The organism is Porphyromonas sp., assembly GCF_030529325.1.
GTDB lineage: Bacteria > Bacteroidota > Bacteroidia > Bacteroidales > Porphyromonadaceae > Porphyromonas_A.
Genome location: NZ_JAUMXC010000087.1, coordinates 1 through 2,976, shown reverse-complemented (window position 1 = coordinate 2,976; position 2,976 = coordinate 1). Strand labels below are relative to the sequence as shown.

4 protein-coding genes are annotated in these 2,976 nt (G+C 48.2%); 3 read left to right on the top strand and 1 reads right to left on the bottom strand.

Going from position 1 to position 2,976, the window contains the following annotated elements; all coding sequences use genetic code 11:
- The 3 genes from Q4A14_RS08885 to recA all read left to right on the top strand — a co-directional run.
- The coding region (locus tag Q4A14_RS08885) for a saccharopine dehydrogenase family protein (protein ID WP_303171513.1) at positions 1–440 on the top strand (440 nt) is incomplete at its 5' end.
- A complete protein-coding gene (gene bcp, locus Q4A14_RS08880; protein WP_303171511.1) occupies positions 437–910 on the top strand; it encodes a thioredoxin-dependent thiol peroxidase in 474 nt (157 codons plus the stop codon). The genes Q4A14_RS08885 and bcp, both read left to right, overlap by 4 nt.
- A 28-nt stretch (positions 911–938) precedes the next feature.
- Positions 939–1,973 (top strand): recombinase RecA, encoded by a 1,035-nt coding sequence (gene recA / locus Q4A14_RS08875; RefSeq protein WP_303171510.1) that lies wholly within the window; start codon positions 939–941, stop codon positions 1,971–1,973.
- Positions 1,974–2,439: 466 nt separating this feature from the next.
- Here the strand turns inward: recA and Q4A14_RS08870 are convergent.
- Positions 2,440–2,976 (bottom strand): transposase (locus Q4A14_RS08870; RefSeq protein ID WP_303171508.1); only part of this gene is annotated, 537 nt, incomplete at its 5' end.

Below are 2,976 nucleotides of genomic sequence, written 5' to 3'. Positions count from 1 at the left end.
AAGAGTACCTCACTCACCTCCGTGTGATCCAAAACATCGGTATGGCAAGCATCGTGCCTATCATGTATGAGGGTCGTGAGATCGTGCCCATCCAGTTCCTCAAGGCTGTCCTTCCCGATCCGGGCGAACTCGGAGAAAACTACACCGGTCAGACTTCTATCGGTTGTCGTATCCGTGGTATCAAGGATGGCAAAGAACGTACTTACTATATCTACAACAACTGTAGTCACGAAGCTGCATACAAGGAAACAGGTGCTCAGGGTGTGAGCTACACCACGGGTGTGCCTGCTACGATCGGTGCGATGATGTTCTTCAAGGGACTTTGGCGCAAACCGGGTGTATTCAACGTGGAGGAGTTCGATCCGGATCCATTCATGGAGCAACTCAACAAGCAGGGTCTCCCTTGGCACGAACAGTTTGATATCGACCTTGAGCTATGATAAAGGTTGGAGACAAGATACCTGCCGTACTCGGTAAGGATCAGGATGGCAACGAGATCACTGCCGAAAGCCTCAAGGGGCAGAAGGTCATCCTTTACTTTTATCCCAAGGACAATACTTCGGGCTGTACAGCACAGGCTTGCAGCCTCCGTGACGGTATCGCAAACCTCAAGGTGGCAGGCTACCTCGTCATCGGTGTGAGCAAAGACTCGGCGAAGTCCCATATCAAGTTCAGAGAGCAGCACAGTCTGCCCTTCGCCCTCATTGCAGATACCGATACCGAACTCAATCAGGCTTTCGGTGTCTGGGTGGAGAAGAGCATGTACGGTCGCAAGTACATGGGGACTCAGCGTACGACCTTCGTCATCGACGAAGAGGGTACGGTGCGTGCCATCGTCTCAGGCAAGGATGTGGACACTAAGGAGCATGCGGCTCAGTTGTTGAAGCTCATCGGAGACTTGGGTAAGTAATCAGTTTTGAATAAGTACACATATTTATATGGCACAAGATAAAGAAAAAGCAGTGGGTACAGACGCAGCGGACAAGATGAAAGCTCTTGAAGCCGCGATGCAAAAGATAGAGAAGACCTACGGCAAAGGCTCGATCATGAACATGGCAAGCCAGACCGTCGAGGACATTGAGGTGATCCATACCGGCTCCCTTACTCTTGATATTGCATTGGGAGTGGGAGGTTATCCACGAGGTCGTATAGTGGAGATCTACGGGCCGGAGTCTTCGGGTAAGACGACTCTGGCGATACATGCCATCGCAGAGGCACAGAAGGGTGGCGGTCTCGCTGCCATCATCGACGCCGAGCACGCTTTTGACCGTTTCTATGCCGAGAAGCTCGGTGTGGATCTTTCGAAGCTCTGGATCTCTCAGCCGGACAACGGTGAGCAGGCTCTCGAAATTGCGGAACAACTCATACGCTCTTCGGCAGTGGACCTAGTAGTCATAGACTCTGTCGCTGCCCTCACTCCAAAAGGTGAGATAGACGGTGAGATGGGTGACAATAAGGTGGGGCTTCAGGCGCGTCTCATGTCTCAAGCTCTACGTAAGCTCACGGGTTATATCAACAAGAGTAACACCACATGTATCTTCATCAACCAGTTGCGTGAGAAGATCGGTGGTTACGGCAATCCCGAGACCACTACCGGAGGTAACGCCCTCAAGTACTATGCTTCGGTGCGTATAGAGATCCGTAAGAGTACGCAGATCAAGGATGGCGAAGAGGTATTCGGACACCTTACGAAGGTCAAGGTAGCCAAGAACAAGGTAGCACCTCCGTTCAAGAGAGCAGAGTTTGACATCATGTTTGGTGAAGGCATCTCCAAGGTTGGGGAGATCGTAGACCTCGGCTCCGACCTTGGCATCATCCGTAAAAGTGGCTCTTGGTACAACTACGAGGATACTCGTTTGGGGCAAGGTCGTGAGGCTGCTAAGGAGACTCTAAAAACGAACGTAGATCTTGCAGAACTCATCGAAAGCAAGATCCATGAAGCGATAAAGGAGAGTTCCGAAAGTAACAAGTGATCAAGCTTATATATAAGTAAAACATTTTATTAATTAGGTAAGGCAAGTATGTTATAGAACACAATAAAAGTATTGCTCAGATAATTAGAAAATGAGATCTTTGTGATGTCAAAAAACATAACCTAATCAATCTTTCTTACCTAATATCCTAATATTTTGTGGAACATATGACAAGGACTGTGCGTGATGTATAGTCCTTGTTTAACCTTTGGTTTATTTCACAAGATGTTAGCGAAGAGTTGTAATTTATAGAAGGGACTCAGACGGATGTCTGAGTCCCTTCATTTTTTGTGCTTTTAAAATACTTTGAAAATGGGTCTTGGGATATTTCGTTGTCGTTGTGATTTTCTTGATGTGAGGTGTTAGGTAACTTGGTAGTGTCCCAAAAAGTGTTTAAGGTTAGTTGTTCCTTTTATTCCCGGGGTAACCCCGGGGATAAAAAACTTTGAGTTTTTCGGGTTATTGCTCATTCTATTTGATACTCCGGTCTTGGAAATAGGGTAACCTTTGTGTAAGTCCTTTCGGTCATATCTCGGGCTACAGATCCGAGGAGAAAGAGCACGGCATCAGCCGAGGGAAGAGCCCCACGCATGCGCAACGTGCGCTTATAACTACGATTGAGACGCTCCACCCGATTCGTCGAGTAAATCATACGACGAACCCCTTCCGGGAACCTCAGGTAGGTGAAGTAGTCTGTATTGCGAGGTGCCGATAAGGAGAGCAGACTCCTGTAGCTTTTCCCCCGACGTTCTGCAGATGTACACAATTTCTCAAATGCTTTGATGGGAGTAAGACTTGTGACCGAGATAGGAAACAAGTCTTCCAATTTCTGCCTCATCCGATCCTTGTCCTTCTTGGATACGGCATTAAGTGCATGACGCTTGAAATGAACGACACATAGCTGATGGGCAGACTGAGGGAAAGCGGAGCCGATAGCTCGTTCGATCCCTTGTAAAGCATCCGAGATGATCAGATCTATACGTTCCACTCCGCGTGTTTTGAG